General features: G+C 33.8%; 24 protein-coding genes and 1 other annotated feature. Of the genes, 3 read left to right on the top strand and 21 right to left on the bottom strand.

Annotated elements, in window-relative coordinates:
* Positions 1-64: 64 nt before the first annotated feature.
* Positions 65-291, bottom strand: a binding site (T-box leader).
* 57 nt (positions 292-348) lie between these two features.
* The 10 genes from dnaI to pepA all read right to left on the bottom strand — a co-directional run bounded on the left by dnaI (position 349) and on the right by pepA (position 11622).
* The gene (gene dnaI / locus BKP56_RS07560) at positions 349-1278 is read right to left on the bottom strand and encodes a primosomal protein DnaI (RefSeq protein WP_072694498.1); all 930 of its coding nucleotides are present in this window, start codon (positions 1276-1278) and stop codon (positions 349-351) included.
* Positions 1278-2702, bottom strand: coding sequence for a replication initiation and membrane attachment family protein (locus BKP56_RS07555; protein WP_072694497.1), 1425 nt, complete (start codon positions 2700-2702; stop codon positions 1278-1280). Before BKP56_RS07555 ends, dnaI begins: the two co-directional genes overlap by 1 nt.
* A 38-nt stretch (positions 2703-2740) precedes the next feature.
* Positions 2741-3205 (bottom strand): transcriptional regulator NrdR, encoded by a 465-nt coding sequence (gene nrdR, locus BKP56_RS07550; protein WP_072696074.1) that lies wholly within the window; start codon positions 3203-3205, stop codon positions 2741-2743.
* Positions 3206-3266: 61 nt separating this feature from the next.
* Positions 3267-3872 (bottom strand): dephospho-CoA kinase, encoded by a 606-nt coding sequence (gene coaE / locus BKP56_RS07545; protein ID WP_072694496.1) that lies wholly within the window; start codon positions 3870-3872, stop codon positions 3267-3269.
* 42 nt (positions 3873-3914) lie between these two features.
* Positions 3915-4754: a DNA-formamidopyrimidine glycosylase gene (gene mutM, locus BKP56_RS07540; RefSeq protein WP_072694495.1), complete on the bottom strand. Its 840-nt coding sequence runs from the start codon at positions 4752-4754 to the stop codon at positions 3915-3917.
* Positions 4755-4829: 75 nt separating this feature from the next.
* A complete protein-coding gene (polA, locus tag BKP56_RS07535; protein ID WP_072694494.1) occupies positions 4830-7493 on the bottom strand; it encodes a DNA polymerase I in 2664 nt (887 codons plus the stop codon).
* 165 nt (positions 7494-7658) lie between these two features.
* On the bottom strand, positions 7659-8987 hold the full coding sequence (murC, locus tag BKP56_RS07530) for a UDP-N-acetylmuramate--L-alanine ligase (RefSeq protein WP_072694493.1): 1329 nt from the start codon (positions 8985-8987) through the stop codon (positions 7659-7661).
* 143 nt (positions 8988-9130) lie between these two features.
* On the bottom strand, positions 9131-9820 hold the full coding sequence (locus tag BKP56_RS07525; protein ID WP_072694492.1) for a hypothetical protein: 690 nt from the start codon (positions 9818-9820) through the stop codon (positions 9131-9133).
* An 82-nt stretch (positions 9821-9902) separates the two neighbouring features.
* Entirely contained in the window at positions 9903-10508 is a 606-nt protein-coding gene (gene ytpR, locus BKP56_RS07520) for a YtpR family tRNA-binding protein (protein ID WP_072694491.1), read from the bottom strand.
* A gap of 43 nt (positions 10509-10551) precedes the next feature.
* Positions 10552-11622 (bottom strand): glutamyl aminopeptidase, encoded by a 1071-nt coding sequence (gene pepA / locus BKP56_RS07515; protein WP_072696072.1) that lies wholly within the window; start codon positions 11620-11622, stop codon positions 10552-10554.
* Positions 11623-11886: 264 nt separating this feature from the next.
* Here pepA and BKP56_RS07510 point away from each other — a divergent pair, with 264 nt between their 5' ends.
* Positions 11887-12225 (top strand): hypothetical protein, encoded by a 339-nt coding sequence (locus BKP56_RS07510; RefSeq protein WP_072694490.1) that lies wholly within the window; start codon positions 11887-11889, stop codon positions 12223-12225.
* Positions 12226-12285: 60 nt separating this feature from the next.
* On the opposite strand, the gene trmB is transcribed toward BKP56_RS07510, so the two are convergent.
* The 5 genes from trmB to BKP56_RS07485 form a co-directional block, all read right to left on the bottom strand.
* Positions 12286-12933 carry a tRNA (guanosine(46)-N7)-methyltransferase TrmB gene (gene trmB / locus BKP56_RS07505; RefSeq protein WP_072694489.1) on the bottom strand — a complete coding sequence of 216 codons (648 nt, stop codon included), beginning with the start codon at positions 12931-12933 and terminating at the stop codon, positions 12286-12288.
* A 94-nt stretch (positions 12934-13027) separates the two neighbouring features.
* Entirely contained in the window at positions 13028-13810 is a 783-nt protein-coding gene (locus BKP56_RS07500; protein ID WP_072694488.1) for a phosphotransferase family protein, read from the bottom strand.
* A 195-nt stretch (positions 13811-14005) separates the two neighbouring features.
* Positions 14006-14860 (bottom strand): D-amino-acid transaminase, encoded by an 855-nt coding sequence (gene dat, locus BKP56_RS07495; RefSeq protein WP_072694487.1) that lies wholly within the window; start codon positions 14858-14860, stop codon positions 14006-14008.
* A 27-nt stretch (positions 14861-14887) separates the two neighbouring features.
* Complete coding sequence (locus BKP56_RS07490; protein ID WP_072694486.1) at positions 14888-16105, bottom strand: ABC transporter permease; 1218 nt, start codon at positions 16103-16105, stop codon at positions 14888-14890.
* Entirely contained in the window at positions 16102-16842 is a 741-nt protein-coding gene (locus tag BKP56_RS07485; protein WP_072694485.1) for an ABC transporter ATP-binding protein, read from the bottom strand. The genes BKP56_RS07490 and BKP56_RS07485 overlap by 4 nt, the downstream gene beginning before the upstream one ends.
* Before the next feature lie 162 nt (positions 16843-17004).
* Between BKP56_RS07485 and BKP56_RS07480 the strand changes: the two genes are divergently transcribed.
* Together BKP56_RS07480 and BKP56_RS07475 are read left to right on the top strand one after the other, a co-directional pair.
* Positions 17005-17439, top strand: a complete 435-nt coding sequence (locus BKP56_RS07480; RefSeq protein WP_072694484.1) for an HIT family protein — start codon at positions 17005-17007, stop codon at positions 17437-17439.
* Positions 17436-17795 carry a YtxH domain-containing protein gene (locus BKP56_RS07475; RefSeq protein ID WP_072694483.1) on the top strand — a complete coding sequence of 120 codons (360 nt, stop codon included), beginning with the start codon at positions 17436-17438 and terminating at the stop codon, positions 17793-17795. Before BKP56_RS07480 ends, BKP56_RS07475 begins: the two co-directional genes overlap by 4 nt.
* Positions 17796-17870: 75 nt before the next feature.
* Here BKP56_RS07475 and BKP56_RS07470 read toward each other — a convergent pair whose 3' ends face one another.
* The 6 genes from BKP56_RS07470 to BKP56_RS07445 form a co-directional block, all read right to left on the bottom strand.
* Entirely contained in the window at positions 17871-18905 is a 1035-nt protein-coding gene (locus tag BKP56_RS07470) for a peptidylprolyl isomerase (protein WP_072694482.1), read from the bottom strand.
* A 252-nt stretch (positions 18906-19157) separates the two neighbouring features.
* Positions 19158-20117 (bottom strand): 3'-5' exoribonuclease YhaM family protein, encoded by a 960-nt coding sequence (locus tag BKP56_RS07465; protein WP_072694481.1) that lies wholly within the window; start codon positions 20115-20117, stop codon positions 19158-19160.
* 38 nt (positions 20118-20155) lie between these two features.
* The gene (locus BKP56_RS07460; protein WP_072694480.1) at positions 20156-22954 is read right to left on the bottom strand and encodes an ATP-binding protein; all 2799 of its coding nucleotides are present in this window, start codon (positions 22952-22954) and stop codon (positions 20156-20158) included.
* A complete protein-coding gene (locus BKP56_RS07455) occupies positions 22944-24188 on the bottom strand; it encodes a metallophosphoesterase family protein (RefSeq protein WP_072694479.1) in 1245 nt (414 codons plus the stop codon). Before BKP56_RS07455 ends, BKP56_RS07460 begins: the two co-directional genes overlap by 11 nt.
* A 114-nt stretch (positions 24189-24302) precedes the next feature.
* On the bottom strand, positions 24303-24644 hold the full coding sequence (locus BKP56_RS07450; RefSeq protein ID WP_072694478.1) for a YlbF family regulator: 342 nt from the start codon (positions 24642-24644) through the stop codon (positions 24303-24305).
* 135 nt (positions 24645-24779) lie between these two features.
* A complete protein-coding gene (locus BKP56_RS07445; RefSeq protein WP_072694477.1) occupies positions 24780-26894 on the bottom strand; it encodes a PBP1A family penicillin-binding protein in 2115 nt (704 codons plus the stop codon).
* Positions 26895-26972 lie beyond the last annotated feature (78 nt).

Below are 26972 nucleotides of genomic sequence, written 5' to 3'. Positions count from 1 at the left end.
TTATTCAATGAGTTTTATAAGTTTAAAATATACAAAAAGTCCCATTGAATAAGAAAAACTTACTCAATGGGACGTGATTTATAACGTGGTTCCACCCAACTTCATAGAAAATAAGAAATACTATCTTCTAACTTCGTTCAGCTCTTTAACGCAGAGTAACGTCTGCCTTTACTTGGTTCAAGACAGCGCTCGAAAGGGGTCAATTTCAGGTTTATTATAGAAGACTTTCAGCTACTGTCTTCCTCTCTTGGTAATAAATTCCTAAAAAGGTATCTTTCTCTAAGCTTTATAAAATTTGATTAATAGTAGAATAACACGCTTCTTTCATTCTTTCAATACTTTTTTATTTTAAGAATGTCTTCTATTATCACCAGTCATCTCTACTTCTTTTGATAGAAACTTAATACGTTCCATAATTCTTTTCGCTTTCAGTGGCTCATTTTCTCCACGCTGTGTTACTCTGAAATGCTCATTTTCTAAATGAGCCATATCAAAATTAGATGAGAAAAAAGTTGGAAGTTGTTCTTGCATTCTATATTGTAATATAACCCCTAAAATATCGTCACGGATCCAACTTGACATTGAATCAGCTCCTATATCATCAATCATTAAGATTTTTGCCTTTTTGAAGACCGTCAGCTTTTCTTCTGTTGTATTTTGTCCTATAGAGTTTTTCATTTCAACAGCAAAACTAGGAAAGTGTACCAACGTAGAAGGATATCCCTGTTCAGAAAGTTCATGTGCAATCGCTCCAAGCAGGAAAGTCTTGCCTACACCAAACTTTCCATATAGATAAAGACCTTGTTGGAATTCATCCGGATTTTCAAGATACTGATCAATAAAGTCGTACGCTCTTTCCACAGCCTCATTTCTGCCAGGAGTACTCTCAAAATGATCAATACTGAAATTTTTTATGTCTTTTGGCATATACATAGAGTGAATCCTTTTATTGATCGCTGTTTGTTTCTGACGATTTGTCAAATCAGTAGAAGGTTCATATGTCACATCTATACGCTTATTATTTATTAAAAGTTTCGGAACATACCCCGGCATGAGTTCTCCACTTTGAGCGGCAGCTTTCTTTTTTTCAACCACAAATTCATAGAGCTTAGCTGCACTTCGCTCAATAGCTTCTTTATCAAGGATTTCACTATTTTCCGCTAAGAATTTTCTTACATCTGGATCTTTAAAAACCTCATTGCGAATGATTTCTTCGTATCTTTCAGTCATTTTGTTTGAATTCATCATGCTATCTAACTGTTTGCGAATACTTTCCACTACTCACCACCGCCTTTCTTACGGTTACGGATACGTTCCAATCGTTTCCTGAATTCTTCTTGTTTCTCTTTATCGACTTCTTCGCCTTTATTTTCTTCTGTAGCCCATTCAGGTAAAGTCTCATTTTTGATGTAAGTTTTTTTACTTTTAGATTGTGACGCATAAGTGTTTTGTCTTGTACGCTTAGCTTCTCTGGTTTGAGTATACAATTGTTTTACTTTCTGCAGTGCATCTTCAGGTGAGGCTATGCCGCTAATCGCCCAATCATTAGCCACTTTAAGTGCCAGACTCTTTTCTAATACTGGAGCATTTTTCCCGATTAAAACATAATTAATCAAGATATTGATAACCGATGTCGGAAGAGAAGAGTGTTCTACCAACTCTTTAATTACATAAAGTTCATTACTTGAAACAAATCCGCCCTTCTGCGATTTGATTGAACTAAGATATTCTCCTGGCTTCACTTCTTCAGCATGCAGAATTACTTCAATCTCATGATCATTAAAACCAGTTTGACTCAAACGATAGCGACGATTAGTTTGTTTTGTTTGTTCTGCCTTTATCGTTTGATCAATATTATCAGTTAATTGTACTTTATTTGCTTGTTTTCGATGGAAGTCTTGCTGAACCTCTTGAGACAACTTATTTTTATTTACAATTGAAGATTCTATATCAGTTGCTTGAAGTACGTATTTTTGAAGTTCCATTTCATTCAATCCATACATTTCATGTAACGAAAGAATCAGTTCTTTGATTTCTTTATTAATCGACTTTTTATCAATAAAATGACTATTCAATCCTTCAATAAAGAAGGACCAGTCGAAATCACTTTGTTTAACTACTTCTTTAGCTGCAGAGAATGAATTAGCTTCAGTGAAATTATTTTCCAGATCAGCTGCAGTCAGCTGATTATGCTTTTGAATATTGAAATGATACACATCTAAAAAAGATTTAGTAATCTCTTCAAACTCTTCTTCAAGTGGTTCTCTGCTGGTAAACTGTTCTCTGATGTCTTTAAACATTTTTTCTCCAACTTTTTCAAACAAAATCAGTTTCATCATATGATCATTGAAAAATTGAGCAGCTGTTAATGGAGGCTTTAATTCAAGTAAATACTGATCTGATTCTTTCTTGCTTTTATAGACATTCAACAATCCAAGGCCTTCCAAGCGAACTCGTGCCTGATACAATTCAGGTATACCCATATCAAGTATAGTCAACAACTCTGATAACGGTTTTCCACTAGTCCACTCCGCACTACTTTGTAAAGACTCTTTTAAGAGCATATAAAGTGCATATGCAGCGTTACCGATCAGAGGCTGATATATAGTTGTTAACACTCTGACATCCTGGTCAGAAAGGGGATGAGACTGTCTTAATAAAAAATAATCTTTTGGTTTTACATGCTGCCATGGATAATTCACTTTTTCATTCCCCTTTCATTCCAGTTAGTTTTATCCATTTAGTGATCTTTTCGTTTTTTTTCTAATTCCTGCATTTCTTTCATAAATACTTCTATGTCTTTGAATTGTCTGTATACACTAGCAAATCTTATATATGCAACATCATCTAAATCAGCTAATTCTTCCATTACATACTCACCGATTTTCGTTGAACGTATTTCACTATCACCATGATCTCTGATTTTGTATTCTACACGATTAACAATTCTTTCTTGTTCTTCAGCAGTAACAGGACGCTTTTCAAAAGCTCTTCTCAAACCACGCAACAGCTTTTCACGGCTAAATTCTTCACGTGTTCCATTTTTCTTGACAACCAGTATAGGTGGTTGTTCTAGTCTCTCAAATGTTGTAAATCGGAATCCGCATTTCTCGCATTCTCGACGTCTACGAATAGCTTTATTATCATCAGCAGGTCGACTATCAACGACTCTACTTCCGTTATTTTGGCAGCGAGGACATTGCACAATCATCAGTCCTTTTCTTATAATCTATCTGATTTTTAGTTATATTTATTATACCATAGCTTTATTCGCTGTAATACCCTTTACTAATGAGCCACTTAACGACTTGTGCTTCGGTTTCCTCTATTGTTCCTTCATTATAAATAACAATGTCTGCCATTTTGATTTTCTCGGATAAAGGTATTTGAGACGCAATTCTCATTTTTGCTTCTTCTGGTGTAAAGTCATTTCGTTTCATTAACCTTTTCAACTGAGTTTCCTCATTGACAGCTACAACCATTATTTCATCTACTTCATTTTCATAATGGGCTTCAATCAATAAAGGGATATCTAAAATAATCAAAGATTCATTTTGATCAATTAACTTATTTTTTTCTGATACAATCCATTCTCGAATATGATGGACTAGACATTGATCTAATTGATTTCTTTTTTTCGCATCATTAAATATGATCTGACCTAATTTAACTCTATCAAGGTATCCAGATTCTAAAAGTATCTGCTCTCCAAAAATTTTGACTACTTCTTCTAAACCCTTAGTTCCAGGATCTAAAATTTTTCTTGCTCCAACATCAGCATCCACAATTTTAAAGTTATACTTTTTGAAAATCTGGCTGACCGTTGATTTTCCACTAGCTATTCCGCCTGTTAGTCCTAATATATGTGTCATTATCCTCTTCCTTTTGTGTAAATTGGTTTTAACATAAGCTACTTATCTTTCACTTGGCATTTTCTGACAATTAGGACAAAAATGCGTTCCTCTTTGGGCAATTTTTGTTTTTTCAATGATTGTTTGACACCTAACACATTCTAGACCTGTTCTACCATATACCTTAAGACTAGTCTGATAGGTTCCTAATTCTCCAAAAACATTTTCATACGTGCGAATCGTTGTTCCTCCAGCTTTCACTGCTTTATCTATAACTTTTAAAACTGAATGAGTCAATCTGGATATTTCTACTTCCGAGAGCGTATTGGTTATACGAGAGGGATTTATTTTTGCATCGAACAAAATTTCATCTGCGTATATATTACCAATTCCGGCTATAACAGATTGATCTAATAGTGTAGCTTTTATCGCCTTTTTTCTTTTTTTCAATTCCTGACCCAAGGTTTCAATTGTCAAAGCTTCTTTTATCGGTTCTGGTCCTAGTTTAATCAATGAAGGATGCTTAAAAACTACTTCGTGAGAGACCAGAGACATTCTTCCAAATTTTCTTACATCCAAATATCTCAATTCTTCTCCACTATCCAACTTGAAAATAACATGCGTATACTTTGAGATAGGCGTATCTTTTTTTTCAAGTCTATATTTACCTTCCATTCTAAGATGAGAAATTAGAACAAAATCTGTTAGGTTAAATAACAAAAATTTACCTCTACGATCAATGGAATGAATTTTTTGACCTTGTATATCTTTTTTAAACTCACTGATCTCTTTAGGTTCTGCTATAATCCGTTCCCAAAAAACAATAACTTCAGTGATTTGCTTGCCTTTTAATAAACGTTCAAGACCTCTTCTAACGCTTTCTACTTCTGGTAATTCAGGCACTTGTTTCTTCCTTTCATTTTCCCTTTATACAGGCAAAAAAGCGAGAAAATTCCCGCTTCTTAGTCTTAATATTTTTTATTTTGCTTCATACCAACTTTTACCCCAACTACTTTCAACTTTTAAAGGAACCGATAGTTCAACTGCATTTTCCATTACTTCTTTAACAAGTTTTTCCAGCACTGGAATTTCTTCTTCTGGTGCTTCAAAAATCAGTTCATCATGTACTTGAAGGAGCATAGTCGCTTCCATGCCTTCATCTTTAATTCGCTTAGCCATATCGATCATTGCTACTTTCAAAATATCTGCAGCGCTTCCTTGTATTGGTGTGTTCATAGCTGTCCGCTCTGCAAAAGTTCTTAAATTAAAGTTTCTTGAATTGATATCTGGAAGATAACGTCTTCGGTGAAATAATGTTTCAACAAATCCTTTATCTTTTGCTTCCCTAATAATATCATCGATGAACGATTTAACTCCTGGAAAACGATTGAAATACGTGTCAATATATTCTTGTGCTTCTTTTCGGGTAATGTTCAGACTCTGTGAAAGACCATAGTCACTAATTCCGTATACAATACCAAAGTTAACTGCTTTAGCGTCTCTTCTCATATTAGCTGTTACTTTGCTAGAATCTTCCAAGTCAAATACTCTCATAGCTGTACTAGTATGAATATCCTGTTCATCTATAAATGCTTGTTTTAAATGCTCATCGTCAGAAATGTGTGCTAAAACACGTAGTTCTATTTGAGAATAATCAGAAGCAAAAATTTTCCATCCTTCTTTTCTAGGAATAAAAGCTTCTCTAATTTTACGTCCTTCTTCTAATCTAACCGGAATATTCTGTAAATTTGGATCGACTGAACTTAGTCTTCCAGTTCTAGCTACAGTCTGTAAATAACGTGTATGGATTCTTTTCGTTTCAGTGTTGATTACTTTGAGCAATCCTTCAATATAAGTGGATTGTATCTTAGCAATCTGTCTATATTGTAGAATAAATTCTACTATCGGAGCTTGATCCTTTAATTTTTCCAAAACATCTTGAGCCGTAGAATAGCCTGTCTTTGTTTTTTTTATGACGGGATAACCCATTTTTTCAAATAATACAATTCCTAACTGCTTAGGAGAATTAATATTAAATTCTTCTCCTGCTTCTTGATAGATTCTTGTTTCAATCGTATTTAAAGTTTCAGCAAATTCTGCTTTCATTTTCTCAAGACGTTTTGCATCTACAGTGATTCCTTGAATTTCCATTTCTGCTAAGACGATTGCTAATGGAATTTCCATTTCTTTCAATAAATTCTCTTGTTCGTTTTCTACTAGCTGTTCATTCATCTGATTTGATAATGAGTAAATCGCACGAACTTTATGGGCGATGTGGTCTCGCATTAATTCAAGATTTTCAGGAACCTGTTTCTTTTTCCCTTTCCCATAAACAACTTCATCAGGTGACAATCCTTTATAACCGTGTTTATTTGCTATATCAGCAACATCCCCACTACTACTATCTTCTGCAGTAAGTAGATATGAAGCTAATAATATATCAAACGTTGCTCCATTCAGTTTTGCACCTTTCCTGTTCAGTGCTACATAAGTTCTTTTAGCATCATAAAGCGTTTTGCTGATTTCTTCGGATTCGATCCATTTTTTAAAGATTTCAGACTGGAAGGCTGTAGAAGGTTCTGCAACATAAATTTTCTGATCATTTCCCCAGCCAACAGAAACGATCTCTGAATGATGATAATTATCTCCTAACATTTCAATATAAAGTGCCATATCAGTTTTAAACATATCAGGCTTTATTTCTTTTACATATTCATAGTCAATTTTTTCAACTTCTTCTGCTAACTGTTCCATATATTCTTCTGTATCTAACTTATTCAAATGGGACTGAAAATCCATTTCTTTATAAAATGAAATAAGCTTTTCCATATTCATTCCTGTATAATCCAAGTCTTGTACCGCTATCTTGATTGGTGCTTTTATATCGATCGTAGCAAGCTTTTTGCTTAAGAAGGCCGTTTCTTTTTCATTGATTAGATTTTCTTTTCGTTTAGACTGTTTCATTCCATCTATATTTTCATAAAGTTCTTCGATAGAGTGATACTCTTTCAATAACTTGAGAGCTGTTTTCTCACCAATATTTGATACACCTGGGATATTATCTGAAGCATCTCCAGCTAACCCTTTCATATCGATGATTTGTTTAGGTTCGATTCCCATTTCTTCCATAACCGAATCTGCTGTAAATTCTTTGAGATCACTTACCCCTTTTTTCGTAATATCTACTCTAACTTTCTCAGAAGCCAACTGTGTAAGATCTCGGTCTCCAGTAAGTATGACTACATCATATCCCTCAGCTTCAGCTTGTTTGCTGAGTGTTCCGATTATATCGTCTGCTTCATAGTTTACTAATTGATACGATTGCAGCCCAAATCCTGCTAGTAAATCTTTGATAAAAGGAATCTGTTCAGCAAACTCAGCAGGCATAGTAGAACGACCGCCTTTATAGTCTTCAAAATATTCATGACGAAATGTAGTTTTACCTGCATCAAAGGCTACTAGGGCATGAGTAGGTTGCTCTTTATTGACGATTACTTCAAGCATATTATGGATTCCGTACAATGCGTTAGTATGTAATCCATTTCGATTCTTCATTCTCTCTAGCTGACTATGCAGTCCATAGAATGCACGAAAAGCTACACTATAACCATCTATTAATAATAATTTCTTTTGTTCCGACATATGCTTCGACTCCTCTTATTATCCGTTCTTTAAGACAATGTTTAGTTTATTTTAACAAAAATGAAGAATACAAAAAAGCGAACGTCTTTGGTGGAAGATATTCTTTTGAAAATAAGACCAAAAACGAAAAAACTATCCCCATAGAGATAGTTTTTTAGATTTATATTAGGTTTGAGCTTTTGATTGACTTAAGAGTATCTCAAATGCATGTTCGAACTTTTCTACATCCCCGGCACCCATAAAGACAAATACTGAACCTCGATGTTTTAACAATGGAGACATATCTTCTTCTCCTAATACCGCTAATCCTTTTTGGGTTTTCGCTAATAGATCTTCAATCGTAATATTACCTGACATTTCTCTAGCAGAAGTGAAAATTTCACAAAGATATACATAATCAGCTAAATCCAAAGATTTTCCAAAATCGCTAAGAAGTGCTACTGTACGAGTAAATGTATGTGGTTGAAAAACAGCTACAATCTCTTTATCAGGATATTTCTGACGAGCTGCATCAAGTGTTGCTTTTATCTCAGCAGGGTGATGAGCATAGTCATCAATAATAATAGTGTCCATCACTTGCTTCTCTGTAAATCTTCTCTTTACGCCAGAAAAAGTTTTTAATCTCTCTGCTACTTTATCCTGATTTACCCCTTCATAATGACAAAATGCAATAACTCCTAAAGCATTTTGAATATTATGTTCTCCATAAGAAGGAATCGAGAATTGTCCATAGAAATCTCCTCGAACATAAACATCAAAAGAAGACCCCTCTGTGGTACGTACGATATTTTTAGCTTGGAAGTCGTTGTGGTCTTGGAAACCATAGAATACTACTGGTACAGATACTTGTAAATTCTGCAGTCTTTCATCATCTCCACAAGCAAAAACAGCTTTTTTAATCTGAGAAGCAAATGTTCTAAATGCTTCTTCTACATCTTCAACACTCTTATAGTAATCTGGATGATCATAATCTATATTCGTTATCAATGCATAATCTGTTTTATAAGCTAAAAAATGTCTGCGGTACTCACACGCTTCTAATATAAAATACTCTGCATCTTCAACTCCGCTACCCGTTCCATCGCCAATCAGATAACTTGTTTTCTCAATACCACTTAATACATGTGATAATAATCCGGTCGTACTTGTTTTTCCATGAGAACCTGTAATAGCTATACTAGTAAACTGATTACTGAATTCTCCTAAAAAATCATGATATCTAATAACTTTCAAACCTAACTCTTTTGCACGAACGATTTCTTCGTGAGAATCAGGAAAAGCATTACCCGCAATTACAACCATATTTTCTTTAATATTATTTTGATCAAATACATAAATCGGTATCTTTGCAATCTCTAAATTTTCTTGAGTGAAAAAGTATTTATTTACATCTGACCCTTGAACTTTATATCCTTTGTCATGCAGAATTAATGCTAATGCACTCATTCCGGAACCTTTGATTCCTACAAAATGATAAGTCATCGATTGATCCATTTTAAAAAGCCTCCAAATTTCTACTATACGCTTAATCGTATAGTCTCTCACAAGATTAAACTAGACTGATAACATACGATTTTATACTATAATGGAAATATCGAAAAAAATCCAGTATGAAACGCTTATCTTTAAATAAGACTTCACTCATTTTCATCAGAAAAGAATCCTGGAAGATTTCTTTTAGATCCGTTTTTCCCTAGTTGTTCTTCATTGATTATATTCATCAATGACCGCTGCAGTTTCATTCTCTTATTACGCGAGTTCTTTGTTTCTTTTTTTACTTCTGTTTCAAAAGGTACTTTAGATGAATTCAAATCTGACTGTCTATTTGCAGATAACAATTTTGAGTTTTCAGCATTTTCCAGATTTTCTGCCTCATCATTAAGCTGCATTTGCCAGTATTCTATTAATTCCGGCGTTTCAAATTCTTCAAACATTAAATATTCAAAATGTTCTTTTTCAAGTTCCTTTTTTAAAACTAAATAGTCCCAGTTATCTCTATCTTTCTTCAAAGGTTTTTTATACCCGAAAATTGGAGATGGTACCTTACTAGCCTCGAAAGGAGGTTCTATATAATGTTTGGAGCGATTAACTTGATGGTAAGCTTTTTTTTCTTCAAGATAATCCTGAAATCCCTTTTCAATCTCATCTCTTTTAATAATCTGATCAGGAAGCGTGTGTGTGCTTCTCTCGCTAAACAATCCCCTGTCATCAACATACTGATCACTTGACTTAAAAAACTGCAGATTTTCTTTTAATCGACTGGTCGAAGGGTTTGATGATTGTCTTTTGGAATGCTTAAAAAAACTTGGCCCTTCATATTCTGCCACTCCGCTTCCTCCTCTCTTGAATTTATTATTCGCTTGGTAAATAAATAAACTACGATTTTGATTATTATATCATGTTAACAGCTTAAACGGTGAACGGTCGGCCTGTCTCTTCAGATTCATCTAGCACGAGAATCCCTTTAGATGTTTGCTGTAAGCCCAATTCTTTTGCAGAACAGACCATGCCATTACTTTTGACACCACGAAGTTCTCCTGGCCAGATCACAAGACCATCAGGCATGATTGCTCCCCGTTTTGCAACAACAACCTTTTGGCCGGCTTGTATATTTCCAGCACCACAAACGATTTGAACGATTTCTTCTTTGTCTATTTCTATTTTTGTAACATTTAAATGATCAGAATCCGCTAACGGCTCACATTCTTTGACATAACCAACAACAAATTTAGGTGAGTTATCTACTGTCAATGTATCTTCCCAGTTATTTTCTTTGAGAAGCTCATTCAATAATTCCACTTGTTCTTCAGTCAAAGTCACTGGACCATTTTCAGATAAGTCTAATACATCTGAAGCATTAAACAGATTATATCCTATTACTTTACCTGACTTTTTTTCATATATCTTAGTAATATTTCCTTTTCTTTCAGTTAACTGATTTTCAATATTGCAATTTTTAAGTTGAATAATTAATACATCTTTTAATCCTTTATTATTATAACTTGAAATTAACATAACAAACTCCTCTTTAGCTATTTAAATAGCGCTTTATTATAATTTAATTACTTCTTAAAGTATCCAATGTCGCCTTATCCAATGTACGGATGACTTGTTTTACCATTTCCTTAGCAGCTTCATAATCATTAATATTGAATAGGGTCTGGTGCGTATGGATATATCGGGCACATACTCCAATAACAGCACTAGGAATACCATGGTTCATCTGATGAGCTGCTCCTGCATCCGTTCCACCTTTAGAGATGAAGTATTGATAAGGAATATTATTAGTCTCGGCAGTATCCAGCAAGAAGTCTCTCATTTCTTTTGATAGTATCATCCCTGGATCTTGAATACGTAATAAAAATCCATTACCAAGTTGACCAAAAGCATCAGAATCCCCTGTTATATCATTTGCTGGAGAACAATCTACTGCTAAAAATACATCAGGATCAAATTTGGTTGCTGCCCCTTTTGCACCTCTTAGCCCAACTTCCTCTTGTACATTGGCTCCGGCTATCAAAGTATTTGGTAAAGATTCATTCTGCAATTCTTTCAGTGTCTCTAGAACTACGGCAACTCCATAGCGATTGTCCCAAGCTTTCCCGAGAATCGTTTTTCCATTTGCCATTTTGATTGTTTCTACCTGAGGGACAATTGTGTCTCCTGGTCTTACACCATATTCATAGGCTTCTTCTTTTGAATCAAAGCCTCCATCAAATAGTATATCTTCGACTGTTACTGCACCAGCCTTCTTACCTTTAAGTAAATGCGGCGGTACAGATGAAGACACAACTGGATATTCTCCTTTACTCGTCTGGAGAGTGAAACGCTGCGCAGATACGACATAAGGATTCCAGCCTCCTAATGGTACAACTTTAAATAACCCTTTCTTTGTAATTGTAGCAATCATAAATCCAACTTCGTCCATATGTGCAGCAATCATTAACTTAGGGGCTTGTTTTTCTTTGGATTTTCTAATTCCGAAAATCCCCCCTAGTCCATCTTGTTCTACCTCATCTACAAGTGGAGACATTTCTTCACGCATAAAATGTCTAACAGAATGTTCAAAACCACTTGTTCCCTGCATTTCAGTTACTTTCTTAATTAATTCAAATGTGTGATTATTCATTATATCGGCCATTACCTATATGGCTTTCCTCCTAATTAATTATCTAATCAAAACTAACTATTTCTTGACTATAATAGGCATAAAGTCAAATTAGTTTTATATTAAAATTGAGTAATTCAATACTTATAGAGCGATCTTTTTAATTATACACAAAAAATCTAAACTTTTTAAGCCTCTTTCATTTATATTCTATTACACTCATAAAATATATATGTTAAAATAAACGAGAAACGCACTTAAGCAATTAAATCGGGAGGCTAGACTATGGAAAATAAATTAAATGAAAAACAAACTACCTATCTATTTGGAGTAATCGGACTCCTTTTTTCTTTCCTTTTGGGTTTTTTCCTCTATCCTAAAGTATCTAAAAAACAAGCGATTCACGCTGATTCGATATTAGAAGAAATCAAGTCGCAATTTCGGGAAGAAGGGCCAATCGATGGTTCATGGATAGAATTGACTAAGGTCCCATGGAAAAAATTCGCTTATGCCACTGACGTTTATTATGGTGGTATTTCTCGTTTAGAAGAAAATATTCTAGTGCAGTATGAGTTTATTGCCGATGCTTATACAGGCAGCTTGATCGATCTTTATAGAGTATAATCAATAAAAAAACGCAGTAACTACATAAGTGTAGTCACTGCGTTTTTTTAGTATCCCAAATTATTTTTTATTAGGAAAATAAGCAACCGTTTTATAAATACGATTTCCTTTTTTTGAGAATTTTTCTTCGTATTCTGTCATAATATTATCTTCTACATCACTATTATGCAAATCAAGATACAATTCTTTTAAAATCATTCCTTTTTCCGAGAAACTGATCAGTGAATATTCAAATAACTTCTGGTTATCTGTTTTAAAATGTAGTTCCCCTTGTTCATCTAAGACAGTTTCGTAACTAAACAAAAAATCTTTATAGGTTAGTCTTCTTTTTTCATGACGATTTTTTGGCCACGGATCTGAAAAAGTCAGGTAAATTCTATCAACTTCTCCTTTATCAAAATAAGACTGTAAATTCTGTGCATTAACTTGCAGTAACTGTACGTTTGGTAAGTCTTCTTCAATTTGCTTTTCTAACGCTGATACAATTACACTAGTCTGCAGCTCAATACCAATGTAATTGATTTCTGGATTTTGTTTAGCCATTTCAATAAGAAACCGACCTTTTCCCATACCAATTTCCACATGTAACGGTTGCTTCTTACCAAAGCGTTCATGCCATTTACTTTTCCATTCTTCAGGATTACTAACTACATATTGTCCAAATTCTATAAGCTTATTTTCAGCTCCTGGTTTATTTCTTAAACGCATATACTTTCTCCTTTACGTAAAAATAGGGACAGATTATTTTTCTGACCCCATTTTAAATTATATAAATGTCAATAAAATATTATAATTACTTATGCTAATTCGACATCAGCTGGTCTATTTTCACAATTGCATTATTCATCTTGATAAATTGCCCTTTACGATGTGCTTCTTTGACATCCATCAGTAAAGTCATAATTACATACCAATTAATTCTTTTAAGAAATGATTCTGATATTTCATGGTCATATTCATTCAACCAGTCATTCCATTGTTTTTTTTCAATATAACGACTAAATAGCTGTCCGATATCATAAGCTAAATCCGCAAGAATAGCTGAATCCCAGTCCACTAGATACAATTGGTCCTCTTCAGATAGTAACCAGTTTTTTCTAGAAACATCTCCATGACATACACTTATTTCTGAATCCTTGATGATTTCCAGTTTTGTATCAACCAACCACTTATACGCCTTTTTTAACTGAGGATGTTCTGCTAAGTCTTTTGCAAGTCCTGATTTATACTCTGTCAGCAAATCTTTAGGATGGATTGATCGTCCGCCTACTCTCTGAAGCATTCGTTTCAAACTTTCAGACTGATGGACTTTTTTCAGTATCTTAGCAACTCTAGAAGAATGCATCTCATCTTTGAAAAGATTTCGACCATTGCACCACTCTTGTGCAGTAAGAACATCTCCATTACCTATTCTTTTAGTCCATATCAATTTAGGAGAAATACCTTCTAAAGAAAGAGCAGCTAAAAAAGGAGAAGAATTGCGTTTTAAAAACAACTTTTCTTCATCCTTTGTGCCCATATAAGCTTGTCCTGTATCCCCGCCGATCGGGTGTAATTTCCACCCCGTTTCTCTCTCTAACTCCATACCCACTCAATCCTTTTATCCATAATTACTTATTTCACTTTCCTGTCCTGAATCTCTTCTCTATTGTAGAAAGAATTCATGGACTCGTCAAGCGGATAGATGTTCTTTTTTATAATCTAAATGCAATTCTATTGATGTACAAAAGAACCTTTAGTATGTAGCTCGTTGAGATATAGACTGTTTTTTATAAACGATCTATACCTTTCCACAAACTTGTTCAATTTCTTCCTGAAAAGCTTTTGCCAATTTTTGAGTTACTTGTCCTATTTGACCATTATTAACTGCATAACCATTAATAGTATGAATAGGCATAACTTCTATTGTAGTACTAGAACAGAACACTTCATCTGCTTCATTTAATTGCTCTAATGTAAAGGGCTCTTCCTTAACTTCAATTCCTAATTTTTTTGCACATTTCAACCATACAATCTTTGTTACGCCCGGTAAGATTAAATTGCTGTCTGGATGAGTATAGATCGTTCCATTTTTGACTATTGCTACATTTGAAGCCGAACATTCTGTGACAATTCCATCACGATGTAAAATTGCTTCTTCAGCATTTTTTTTGTGAGCTTCATGCTTTGCCATAATATTTCCAAGTAAACTGATGGATTTGATGTCACATTTCAGCCAGCGAATATCTTGCTCGATAATTGTTTTAATACCTGTACTGATTTTTTCTGCATCTCTTGGTACTACTGTAATATTTCCTGTTATCGTTGGTAAAACACTAAGATCTGGATAAACATGATTACGAGGAGAAGCAATACCTCTAGTAACTTGTAAGTATAGATTACCTGTATCTACTTCACTTTCTTCTAGTAACTGAATCATCAGGCGTTTCATCTTATCTTTTGTCTGTGGAATCGCCATTTCGATTTTACTTGCACTCGTATATAAACGCTCGATATGCTCATCTATACAAAAAAACTTACCATTATATGCTCTCACGACTTCATAGATTCCGTCCCCAAATTGGTATCCTCTATCTTCAGGGTCGATTTTCACTTCTTCTCTTTCGACTATTTGACTATTCCAGATTACTTTCATGTCTTCTCCTCATTTCTAAAATTAAAATTATTCCATTTTTCTTAATCTTCTTGGCAGGTAATAAATAGTAAATCCATAAATAAATATTAAACTTCCAATAAACATAATTCCACTACTCGACATTTCTTGTGTAAGATTAACTCCAATAAAAATAATTGCCACAATACTCAAAATTTCGCCTATCAATCTCTGGATGGATTTTATTTTACCAGTCTCTTTGACCGGGTACAATTGAAAATAAAAATTTTGCTTAAATTGTTGATAGATCGGTATAAGTTGAAATCCAATCAAGTATAAGAATAAAATTGTCAATATTAATTTGATTATTGTGCCTGGAATAAATAAAATCAATAAAATTCCAATTAATGTTAACCTTAAAACTAGTCCACTGTAAGACTGGTTTCGATAAAAAGAGCGTACAATGTAATAATAGTGAGGATCTTTATTTTTTCTTGACTGGATTTCAATCCATTTATCTAACCACTTTAATCTATTTGGATGCTGTTCAATAAAAGAGACTTCAGTAAACAAATTAATAAATCGATAAATTTTTTGTAGTCTGTTCTCTTCTTTTTCAATAATAATAGTCCATTGCAGACTTTTATCGTTACCATAAAATCTCTTTAGGTAGAAAGTACCCGCCAAAACTAATAAAACTGCTAAAATCAACCCGCTATATAGATTCACAAATATACTGAAAATCATTCCGACAGCGCTTAAGATTTTGACAATGCTGATCATTAGTCTGCGTTTGCCATGATCTTTCTCTAAAAATGCTGAATATTGAACTCTAAGATCAAAATACTTCAGTAATAAAACAGTCGCTAAAAATACTGGCCAGTTACTAAATTCAATCTGCAAAGTTACAACTAATAATGGCATGGCAGCAGCTGAAACAAATGATAGTGGAATAGCTAAAAGTATAAAACTTTTCCAGACGTTCTTTTCTAGAATTTTTTTAACTTCTTGTTCAAGAGGCAGTAAAAAGACAACATCTGCTGCCTGCATCAGCGTCGCTATAGTTCCAGTAGATATTACTAAAGTCATAATCATAACTAAAATAATTCTGGGTAGAACAGCTCCCTCACTGAGCGTTTGTACATAGTTAGAGTAACCAAAACCTCCCGCGCCCAACAACAGGAGTAAAGCTAGAACAAAGTGATCATTTAATACATACTTCATATATCTAGAAAGTTGTTTCTGATATATTGCAGTCCTTTGTTTAAAAAGTGAAATGACTGTCATATTATAAACCCTTCTTCATCTGCCAATTGTGCATACATCTCATCCAGGCTGGCTCCAGGCATCTTAAAATGTTTTCTTAATTGAGATAATGTTCCCTGAGCATAAATTTCTCCATTATGAAGAATAACAAACGCATCACAGATTTTTTCTGCATTAGTTAGTACATGCGTAGACATTAAAATAGAAGCTCCTTGCTGTTTTTTTTCATCAAGCAGCTTTAAAAAGTCTCTGATTGCTAATGGATCTAACCCTAAAAAAGGTTCATCTATGACATAAAGGCTAGGATCAATAATAAATGCACAGACGATCATCACTTTCTGCTTCATTCCTTTAGAAAAATCCGATGGGAACCATTCCAGACGATCATCCAATCGAAATAACTTTAAAAGGGGTTCTGCTTTTCTATGTGTTTTGTCTATATCCAATCCATACGCCATTGCTGTGATTTCAATGTGTTCTTTTAACGTTAACTCATCATATAATACAGGCGTTTCTGGTATAAACCCTATACTTTGTCTGTATAATGTACTATTCATATGAATTGTTCTGTCATTTAAAAATATTTGTCCTTCAAACGGCTCTAAAAGACCCATAATATGTTTGATTGTCGTACTTTTTCCAGCACCATTTAACCCTATCAAGCCAACTAATTCTCCATCTTCCACATTGAAAGAAAGATCTTTTAAAATTGGCTTTCTAGTATACCCACCTGTAATATGTTCTATTCTTAAACTCATTTAAAATATCCTTCCTAACATTGTTCCTTATATTTTACCACAAGTATGAAGAGACAGAAGGAAGTTTTATGCTTCTTTTTATCAAAATATGCTCTTCTATGATAAACTAGAATAGATTAGAATGATAGAATAAAGATAGTAAGTAAGGTAGGAGGAATAAATATGACAGATAATGTTTTTGCCAAAATTGTTGCTGGTGAAATACCAGCCAGAAAAATATACGAAAACGAACATGTTATAGCAATTATGGACTTATCACAAGTGACTAAAGGACATACATTAGTCATTACAAAAAAACAAGTTCGTAATATATTCGATTATGATGAAGAATTGGCATCGAATGTGTTTGCTGCGATTCCTAAAATTGCAAAAGCTATAAAGAATCATAATCCAGAAGTTAAAGGATTAAATATTTTAATGAACAATGAAGCTGTTGCATCTCAAACAGTTTTTCATAGTCATATTCATTTACTTCCGCGATATGGAGAAAATGACGGGTTCGGCTTGAAATGGGAAGATCATTCAAGTGACTATACATCTGAAGAGCTCGATGATATCAAAGCAAACTTAATCAAGGCATTGGAGGGCGTAAAATGAAACACTTATTATTAGGTACTTTAAGTGGAATAGTACTAGGCGGAGTATATGGACTCCTAAAAACACCTAGATCCGGCAAAGAAAACCAAGATATGTTAAAGAACTATATCGATGACACAACTGACCATGTAAAAGATGTAAATGAAAAAGTAGGAGATCTGAAAAGTGCAATTCAGAATTTAACTGATGAAGGAATGAAGTTGCAAACTGAATTTATGACAGATATTCAGCAACTTTCTAATGAATATATATATGAAGCCCAACCTAGATTAGAGCGCATTAAACGTAAAGCAGACAAAATCAATAAGGATATCGAAGTAGCTACTGTCAATATTAAGAGTACAACAACTAAATAAATAAAAAGAGAGCAGCCCTAGTTAACTGAGGCTGCTCTCTTTTTATATTACATAGTTGATCAGTATTAAAAATGCCTACTCAGCATCTTCAGTATCTTCGTCTGTACTGCTTTCTGTGTTTTCATCTTCACTACTTTCTGAATCTGTAGAATCTTCAGATTCAGTTGTATCTTCTGTGTCTGTAGTATCTTCTGTTGTTTCGTCTTCAGCTGGTGTTTCCGTTTCTGCAGGTTCCATATATGCGCTCATTGCACCGCTTAAGTCATCATCAGCAATCTGTATATTAGCATCCGCTACTAAATCAGAAATCACTTCTAAAATATAGTCTTGGTCAGCCATTTTTTCTTCTACTAATGTATCGATAACATTATCACGTTCTTCTTCAAGGGTTCCTTTTTCACCAGCTTCAATCAGCTTGATTACGTGATAACCATAATCAGATTGTACAGGTTCTTGAGTAATATCTCCTTCGTTCTCTAAAGCCATTGCTGCTTCTTCGAATTCTGGAACAGTTTGACCAGGAACTAATTCCATTTCACCATTAGTTGAAACAGTTGCTGTATCAGTAGAATATTCTTGGACTAGTTCTCCAAAATCAGCACCATCATTCAATTGCTGAATAATGTCTTTTGCTGTATCTTCCTCGTCTACTAGAATATGTGCCACAGTACTTCCCGGAGAATAATTGTCATAAGCTTCCTGGATTTCTTCATCAGAAAAATCAGCATGCTCTTTAATAGCTGTTTCAACTAAAAGGGATGTACGGATTGTTTCTTTCAAATCATCTGCACTCATCCCCTGAGATGTCAGCATTTCTTCAAATGTCTCTACTCCGCCATACTGCTCGGCTTCAACTTCAAACTCTGCATCTACATCTTCTTCTGTGACTTGATCGCCATAAGCGTTCTCTAAAACATCTTCTAACAACATTTGCTGAAGAATTTGTTCTCCATAAGTCTGTCCAGTTTGAGTCGTTTCATTTTTCATACGTTCATAAAATTCATCTTGTCTAATTCTGCCATTTTCAGTTGAAGCAACTTCCGGGCTACTAGAGCAACTTGCCAATAGTAATCCTGAAAAAGCCATTGTAGCAATTAACCATTTTTTCATATATTCCTTACACATCCTAATTCTTTAAGTTTTATAATCAACAGTCAACAATTCATCTAGTCAATCAGGATATTGTCTGATTCTGATTTGTCATTTACTTATTGATCAACCATACTTTGAATAATATACCATAGCATTGACGAATTTTAAACCTTACTAACGATTAAAATACTAAGTTTCATTAAAACAACATGAAAATCTACATAATGTACCTAAAGATGAATATTTTAAGAAGAAAATAAGATGATATGATTATAAGGATAAATCGGATAAATTTGATTTATAAAATGAACGATTTTCCATAGCCCAGATTCGATCTGAAAAAGATCCTTTTTCTGTTTTATTCATAGCAGATTGCATCATATTAAGTCTAGCATCGATCTGATCGATATAGTACAATACCTCTGCTTCTGGTACTTGAGGTCGTACAGGAGATCCATATTCGTATTCTCCATGATGAGCTAAAACCATATGTTTCAGTAAAATGACATCTTCATTAGTCTCATCAATTTTTAGTTGCTGGCAAGCTTTAGAAATTTCTTCATGAACAATAACGATATGCCCAATCAGTTTTCCTTCTAGAGTATATTCAGTTGCTGTAGGTCCTGTAAGTTCAATAACTTTACCTATATCATGCAGAATCAGTCCTGAGAACAATAAAGACTGATCTAAAAATTTATACTGATCCGTAATTGATCTCGCAATCCCCAACATGGAAATTGTATGAAAAGCCAGTCCGCCTAGAAAAGCATGATGATTAGTTTTTGCAGCTGGACTTTGGAAGAAATCTTTCTGATATTTATTCATGACATGTCGAACAATTCGATTCATATTTGCATTCGTAATATCAAAAATCGTTTTATTGAATTGTTCAATCATTTTCTCCTTTTTTATAGGAGCTCTTTCTACATATAGCTCAGGATTTGCGGGTTCTCCATCAGCGGCTAAGCGAATAGAATTAATTCTCAGCTGTGGACTTCCTTTATACTCTTCTCTTTTTCCACTTACTTTTACTACCGTACCAGCTCGAAACATTTTAATATCTTCTTCTGATGCGTCCCAGAAGTTTGCTGACATTTCTCCACTTGTGTCCTGAAAAGTGAATGCTAAATACGGCTTCCCGTTTCTTGTAGTTTTCTCTTCGGCTGATTTTATCAGTAAAAAAAGATTAGCTGTTTCATCCATATGATATTCATATAGCTTTTTCTCCATAAAACTCTTCCTCTCTTAATATGAGATTTTTAATATAACTATTTCGTTAAGAATGTGATTTGATTTTCATCTAAGTTTTCATAAGAAGTGCTGTCAAAAGAAAAGTAAATAATTTGTGTCTTTTTACTGATTTCCTTTAATAGCAGGTACATTCTGGCTCTTCTATTTCTATCAAGATTAACGAATCCATCATCTATCAGGAGTGGCATTCGAATTACATCTTGTATATTAGCTATAAATGCTAAACGCAACACAACATATAATGGTTCTGCAGTACCTCTTGACAGCTCTTCAGCTTTCAAATAATTACCGTCTTGAGTTAGAACAAATACTGTTTCGTTATCAATAACTATTTTTTTATAGGCATCATTAGTTAAATAGCTAAAATAACGTTCAGCATCTTTTATCGTATCTGGAAAACGATCTTTTCTTGCATATTTTAATGTTCTTTCGATCATATACGAAGCTAGGCGTTTTGAAACCCATTCATTAACTAATTCCTGAAGCCGACTCTTTTCATTCTCGAATTCTTGCAGCAATATGGTATATTCTCCACCCTCTTCTAGCTTTTTGATGTGTATTTCTAACTCGATTTTTTGTTCTGTCTGCATTTTAACTTTTGATTTGATTTCATTAATTTTTTCTTGCAATTGTATCTTACTACCTTTTATCTCTTCTTTTGAAAGTGCAAGCTTTTCTATTGATTTTGCAGAAATTTGTTCTTTAAGGACTTTCAGTTTTTCTTCTTTTTCATTCTTTTGTTTTAATATACCATATAAATGTCTGAAAACATCCTCTGAATCTGCACCAGCTTTTTTTAATAAGTTTTGTTTTTTGATCAAACATTCTTTTTCAGTTTCAACTAACTGATTAAGTGACCTTCTAACTTCCTGGCTTTCAATTATATATTGCTGCAATTGATTTTTTTCTTCTTTCACTCTACTATAATAGTTTTTAAATCGATTAATTTTTTGTTCTGGTGTATCATCTTCTGAAAACAGACTTTCTATTTTTCTGAATTGTTTCATTTTAAAATGGATATTATTTTCTAATACAAGCGCTTCTTCCTGCAGCTTTCGCAGTTGCCTTTGCTGTTCTCTTAATATAATCATTCTATCTTCATATTCTAGGGCATTTACTAATTCGATAGATTCATTGATCTGTTTTTGTTCTTTGAAAGTAATCCATTGATCCAATATATTCTTTTCTCTATACTGTAATGCATTTCTTTTGTCTTGATCAGACTGTTTTTCTCCTTCAAGTTTATCGATATTAAAAAGATATTGTCGCCATTGTCTACGCACTTCTTTTTGTTCTATATACTCTTCATATGATGAAAATTCTTGAATTTTTTTCTGCTTCTTATTTCTTTTAAGTAAAAAGCTAATCAAACTAATAACAATAATAACCCCTGATCCATAACTAATCCAAGGCATAAACAAGTTTGATACAGCTGTGACTATTAATACTACTATCGAAATACTTATAAAACTGATTTCTATAATTGCATTATGCTTATTCTTCTGATTTTCTTTTGTCTTTTTATGAAAATCTTCTTCTTTACGAAAGTTTTCATTTGACCATAACAACTTTTCAAGTTGGTCAATATTTTCTTCTAAAGATTCCTTTTTATATTCAGCTTGAATCTGAGAATCATTTAATGTTTTCATTACTCGTTCTACTTCTTTAAATTCTTCTTGCCATTGGGCAACCTGATTACGTTCATTATCTGTTAAAGGTAATGATATTTCTTCGTTTTCTTCTAATCCTTCTTGTATTTTTTCTTTAGCAATATTTTGCTCTACTTGTTCAGCCTCTTTATCGGTAAAAGTTTTTTCTCTAATCATGTCACTAATAGACTCTATTTGAACAGCTAAAAAATCTATATTTTTTTCATCATTCTGATACATTATCAATTCTTTTGAAGGTTCATATTCTTTTTGAAATTCTTTCATTGTATCTTGAAGTTTATAAATTTCTTCCCTGATTTCTTCAATTTGTTTATTTAAATGATTTAATTCATATAGACCATTTTCAGATAGATCAGAAGTATCTAACTGTTCGATATCCTTTTCCAGCTGATTAATTTCTAAAATAATTTCCCAATTTTGTTCAACTTGACGAAGATTCTCAATTTTTTTTTGAAATTTGCTTTTATCTACCTCGTTCTGCTCAATTTCTTTTGAAACACTTTCTACTTTTTGTAGTAAACCTAAATACTGAGCATTTTTACTTTTAGCCTCTTCCATAGCAGCTTTCTTAGCTTCTATTTGTTTAAGAGCCTGGTTTATTTCTGGAATCCGTCCAGTCGGTTTATACAACTGATTTGCTTGCTGTTGGAGTTGATCTGATCGCTTTAGAAATTGTTCAGTACCCAATGCACCAGCACTTAAAAAATATCTGCTCAATTGATCTTTTGTCATTTCTTCGACCCGTTCAATCCCTTTCAAGTGGAAAGAAAAAATAGACTGATACAAATTACGATCAATTCCATAAATAATTTTATGTAAAAGATCATCCGAACCTGTTGATCCATCTTCCATCAGGACTTTAACATCTCCAGTCGATTTGCCTTGTACTCTTTCAATACTAATTTCTCCAAATCTCTCATCTTCAATGATAATTTTTCCACCATAACGACTACTATCTTTTGGTTCATATCTCAATAAAGCACTATGGCGAGTAGGAAACCCGAATAAGATACTATGGATAAAGGACATTAATGTTGATTTTCCAGCTTCATTCTTTCCATAAATCACATGATATTCTGGAGAAAATTCAAAAGTTTTGTCTACCCATTTTCCATAACCATAAATCGTTAAGGCTTTAATCTTCACTATTCTCTACTCCTTTAGTATCTGAAATCATCTGTAATTCTAAAATTGCTTTTTTTATCATTTCTTGCCTATAAAACTCTGTTCTTTCCTGCATTAAATATGCAGATTTGGATTGTTCAAAAAAATCAGCAGTCAATTCATTGAAAACTTTATCTTCTGATACCTCAGCAAGCACTTTCCCCCAAGCTTCTGGAAACAAAGTGTTAATATCTAATCGTTCATCTTGATCAGCTACTGGCGTCACTTTATACTCTGTTATCCATAAAAATTCTTTATCATTTAAGTGTTGGTGAATTTCAATAAACTGATTTTGTGTGATTTTATTAAGAAAAGATTCTGTGCTCTCTTTAGAAACCAGAACATCAAGAGTAACTAAATAACTATATTTATTTTCTCTTGTTGGAAGAGATTCTTGGATCAACTTATAATATGCATCTACCGTTCTGATTTTTGTGGCATCTATATTAACTTTCTGCCATATTATAGGAGCACTGGGAAAGAATTTGATTTCGGCAGAAGTATGAACATTCAATTCGACTAACAAAAATCCTTTTTCTCCAGATTCTTTTTTATTTCTGCCTTGTAAATTACCTGGATAATAAGCAGGCGGAAAATCCGAAATTTTCTCTCCAGTATGAATATGTCCTAATGCCCAGTAATCATATTTTTTCTTTCTTAACTCATTAACTGTAAAAGGAGCATAATGAGCATGTTCGCTTCTTTGACCTTCTTGAAATCCATGTAGTAATCCAATATGAAAATCTACTTGGTTATATCTTGTTGGATATTGATTAATCATTCTTTCTGTTATCCAACGTTTGTCATAACTGAAACCAGATAGAGCAATGACTGTACCATCATTAGTTGTTAACTCAACAGTTTCAACAGATGTACCAAATGTAGTTACATTAGCTGGTAAAGTAATATGGAGTGTTTCATCTCCAGCAAAGTCATGGTTTCCATGAATGATATATACAGGTATATTCTGTTTTTCGAGTCGTTCCATTTCTTGTTTAAATTGAACTTGAGCTTTTACACTTCTATCTTCTAAATCATAAATGTCCCCAGAAAATAAAACAAAATCTACTTGATTATGTATGGCTGAATAAACCAAATTTGATAATGACTGGAATGTAGATTGCTGAATAGATTTCATAATTTTTTCAGGTATATCCTTCAATCCTGAAAAAGGACTATCTAAATGTAAATCAGCAGCATGTATAAACCGAACCATTTTATCTCTCCTATCTTTTTAAAAAACTCGGGTACGTATGTTCTTTTTGAAATGAACGAAAAGGACTCACTACTTCAGCAAGTCCTTTTCAAGTGTATCGTTTTTAAACGCAGCTTACTGATATAACTCGCGTACTGGTTTTAAAACAACTTGGTTAATATCATCTATCATTTGACCAACTTGTTTTTCAGCCTCTAATAATCCTGAGATTGTTTCATTCTGACCAATTTTCCCAGAAATCTCTTGTGCATGCTGCGCTTCTTCTTCAGTAATCTCTTGACCGCTCATTTGCTTTTGTTGTAATACTTGTTGAACACTTCTGAATTCTTCAAAAATCTTACTTGCTTCTTCATCATTTTTTACTGCTGTGAATGCTTCTTGCAGTTTGACAAATTGTTCCGTTTCTCTAATTTCTCTTTCTAATTGATTAGCCGTGTCATAAATGTTGACAGACATAGTCTCATCCCTTCATTTTAACCAGTGAACCCACACTGGTTACTTTATAATACTTAGTTTATCATGAATCCGTATTCCTTACTAGTCTTAATCATTATGCTGCTAAAAGCCTAGTACCTCTACTTATAAATTTACTTACTCTACAGAGTTCTTGAAAAAATCTATAACTTTATCTGCTCCGTCTAATAAATAATTCGTTCCTTTACGAATGACTTCTTTAGTATCTTTGAACCCCTTGTTTACTTGTTCTAATAAATCTTGACCACTTTCTGTATCCGCTACTTCCATATCAACATCTTCGACTGTAAAAGCAGTTTGCTGTGTATATGGTAAAATGTGTTCCAGTTCTGATTTCATGACCATTCCGACGCCTTGTGAACTGTTATCCAAAAGATAATGATCATCTGTTGTACGATCAAACCCCATCCAACTGGTCAACACGATATCAGGTGTCATCCCCACAATCCATTGATCCGTCGCTCCGGTCCCACTGCTAGTTTGAGTCGTTCCCGTTTTACCAGCAACTTGATAACCACTAGGTTGATTATTTTTTGCTGTACCAGAAGAATAGACATTCAGTAACATTCTATTCATATCTTCTGCTACCTCTTCAGACATAACACGTTTGGTTTTAGGATTACGATTATCTACAATAATCGCTCCAGTCGCATCCACAATTCTCGATATGAAATGAGGTTCTGTATAGACCCCCTTATTAGCAAATGCTGCATACGCACTCGCTATTTCCAGCGGTGAGACTCCTTTGTCCATACCACCTAAAGCAATTGCACCTAAATGATTATCTTCATCAGTAACAGTTAGGCCAAAATCTTCTAATTTTTTAATTCCTTTATTTATACCGATCTCATTTAAAAGCCAAACGGTTGGCGCATTTAAACTATTTGCCAGTGCTTCATACATAGGTACTTCACCAGAATAAGTACCTGATAAATTTTCAGGCTGATAGTTTGTCTCCCCATAAGACGTCAATTCGTCTTGTAAAAGCGAGTCTATTTCGTAATCACTTTCCAATGCAGGAACATAAACACCTAAAGGTTTAATCACCGATCCCGGTTGCCGTTTCATTTGCGTAGCGCGATTATATCCTCTGAAAGTATATTCCCCGCGTCCTCCAATTACAGCATTGACTCCTCCGTTTTCTGGATCAATTGCTATCGATGCACTTTGTACGATTGTACCATCTGAAGCGTTCTGAAACAGATAATCGTTAGCATAAACAGCATCCATTTGCTGCTGATAATCTTGATCTAAATTTGTATAAATTGTATATCCATTATTCAATAGATCTTCTTCCGGTATATCATACTGATAAACTGCTTCATTAATGACAGCATCGAAGTAATATGGATAGCGATATTCATCATCATCAATATACCCATCCGATACAGTTAGTTCTGTCTGCTGAGTCGTCTCTGCCTCTTGCTCTGAAATAGTCTCCGTATCAACCATCAAATTCAATACAACGTTCCGACGTTCAATAGCGCTATCATAGTGATCAATCGGGTTATAGTTAGATGGGGCTTTTAACATAGCCGCGATTGTTGCTGCTTCTGCAAGGGTAACTTCTGATGCTGATTTGCCAAAATATTTATGTGAAGCATCTTCTACTCCCCAAACGCCATTTCCAAAATAAGAATTATTCAAATACATTTCAAGTATATCTTCTTTTGTGTAATGCTTTTCGATTTCGATTGCTAAAAATAATTCCCGCAGTTTTCTCATAATTGTCTGATTAGATGATAAATAAGCATTTTTTGCTAGTTGTTGTGTAATGGTACTTCCCCCACCAGAAATGCCTCCACTCGTTACAAATCCCAGCGCTGCACGTCCGATACCTATCAAATCATACCCGCGATGTTGATAGAATCGCTGATCTTCAGTTGATGTAACAGCATTTTGTATATCTGAGGATATATTCTCCAGTTCAACAAATGTTCCTTTTTGGTCATATAACGTACCTGCCTCTTCTTCTTGATTGTCGATTATTTTAGTGGTTTGTTCTAATCCAGCACGAAGAGAATCAACGTTTGCAGTTTTAGCTAGGTATGCCAAATACACGCTGAACAACAAAGCAACCGTTAATCCGAACAGCAGAATACTTTTGGTCAGATGATACTTTTTCCAAGTACGACGGAATTGTATAAAAAATCGATTAAGGACAGGCTTCAACCATATCCAAAAAGCTTTGATCCATTTCTTTAAAAAATATTTGATTGTTTTCATTTTCATTATTTTTCCCTCAATATCTTTGCGAACAAAGAAGTCATTTAGTTACCTATCACGTAGGTAAAAGTACATATATCTCGA

The organism is Marinilactibacillus sp. 15R (assembly GCF_001895285.1).
GTDB classification, from domain to species: domain Bacteria; phylum Bacillota; class Bacilli; order Lactobacillales; family Carnobacteriaceae_A; genus Marinilactibacillus; species Marinilactibacillus piezotolerans.
The sequence above is the reverse complement of the archived record's forward strand: the minus strand, read 5'-3'. Positions and strand labels throughout refer to the sequence as shown.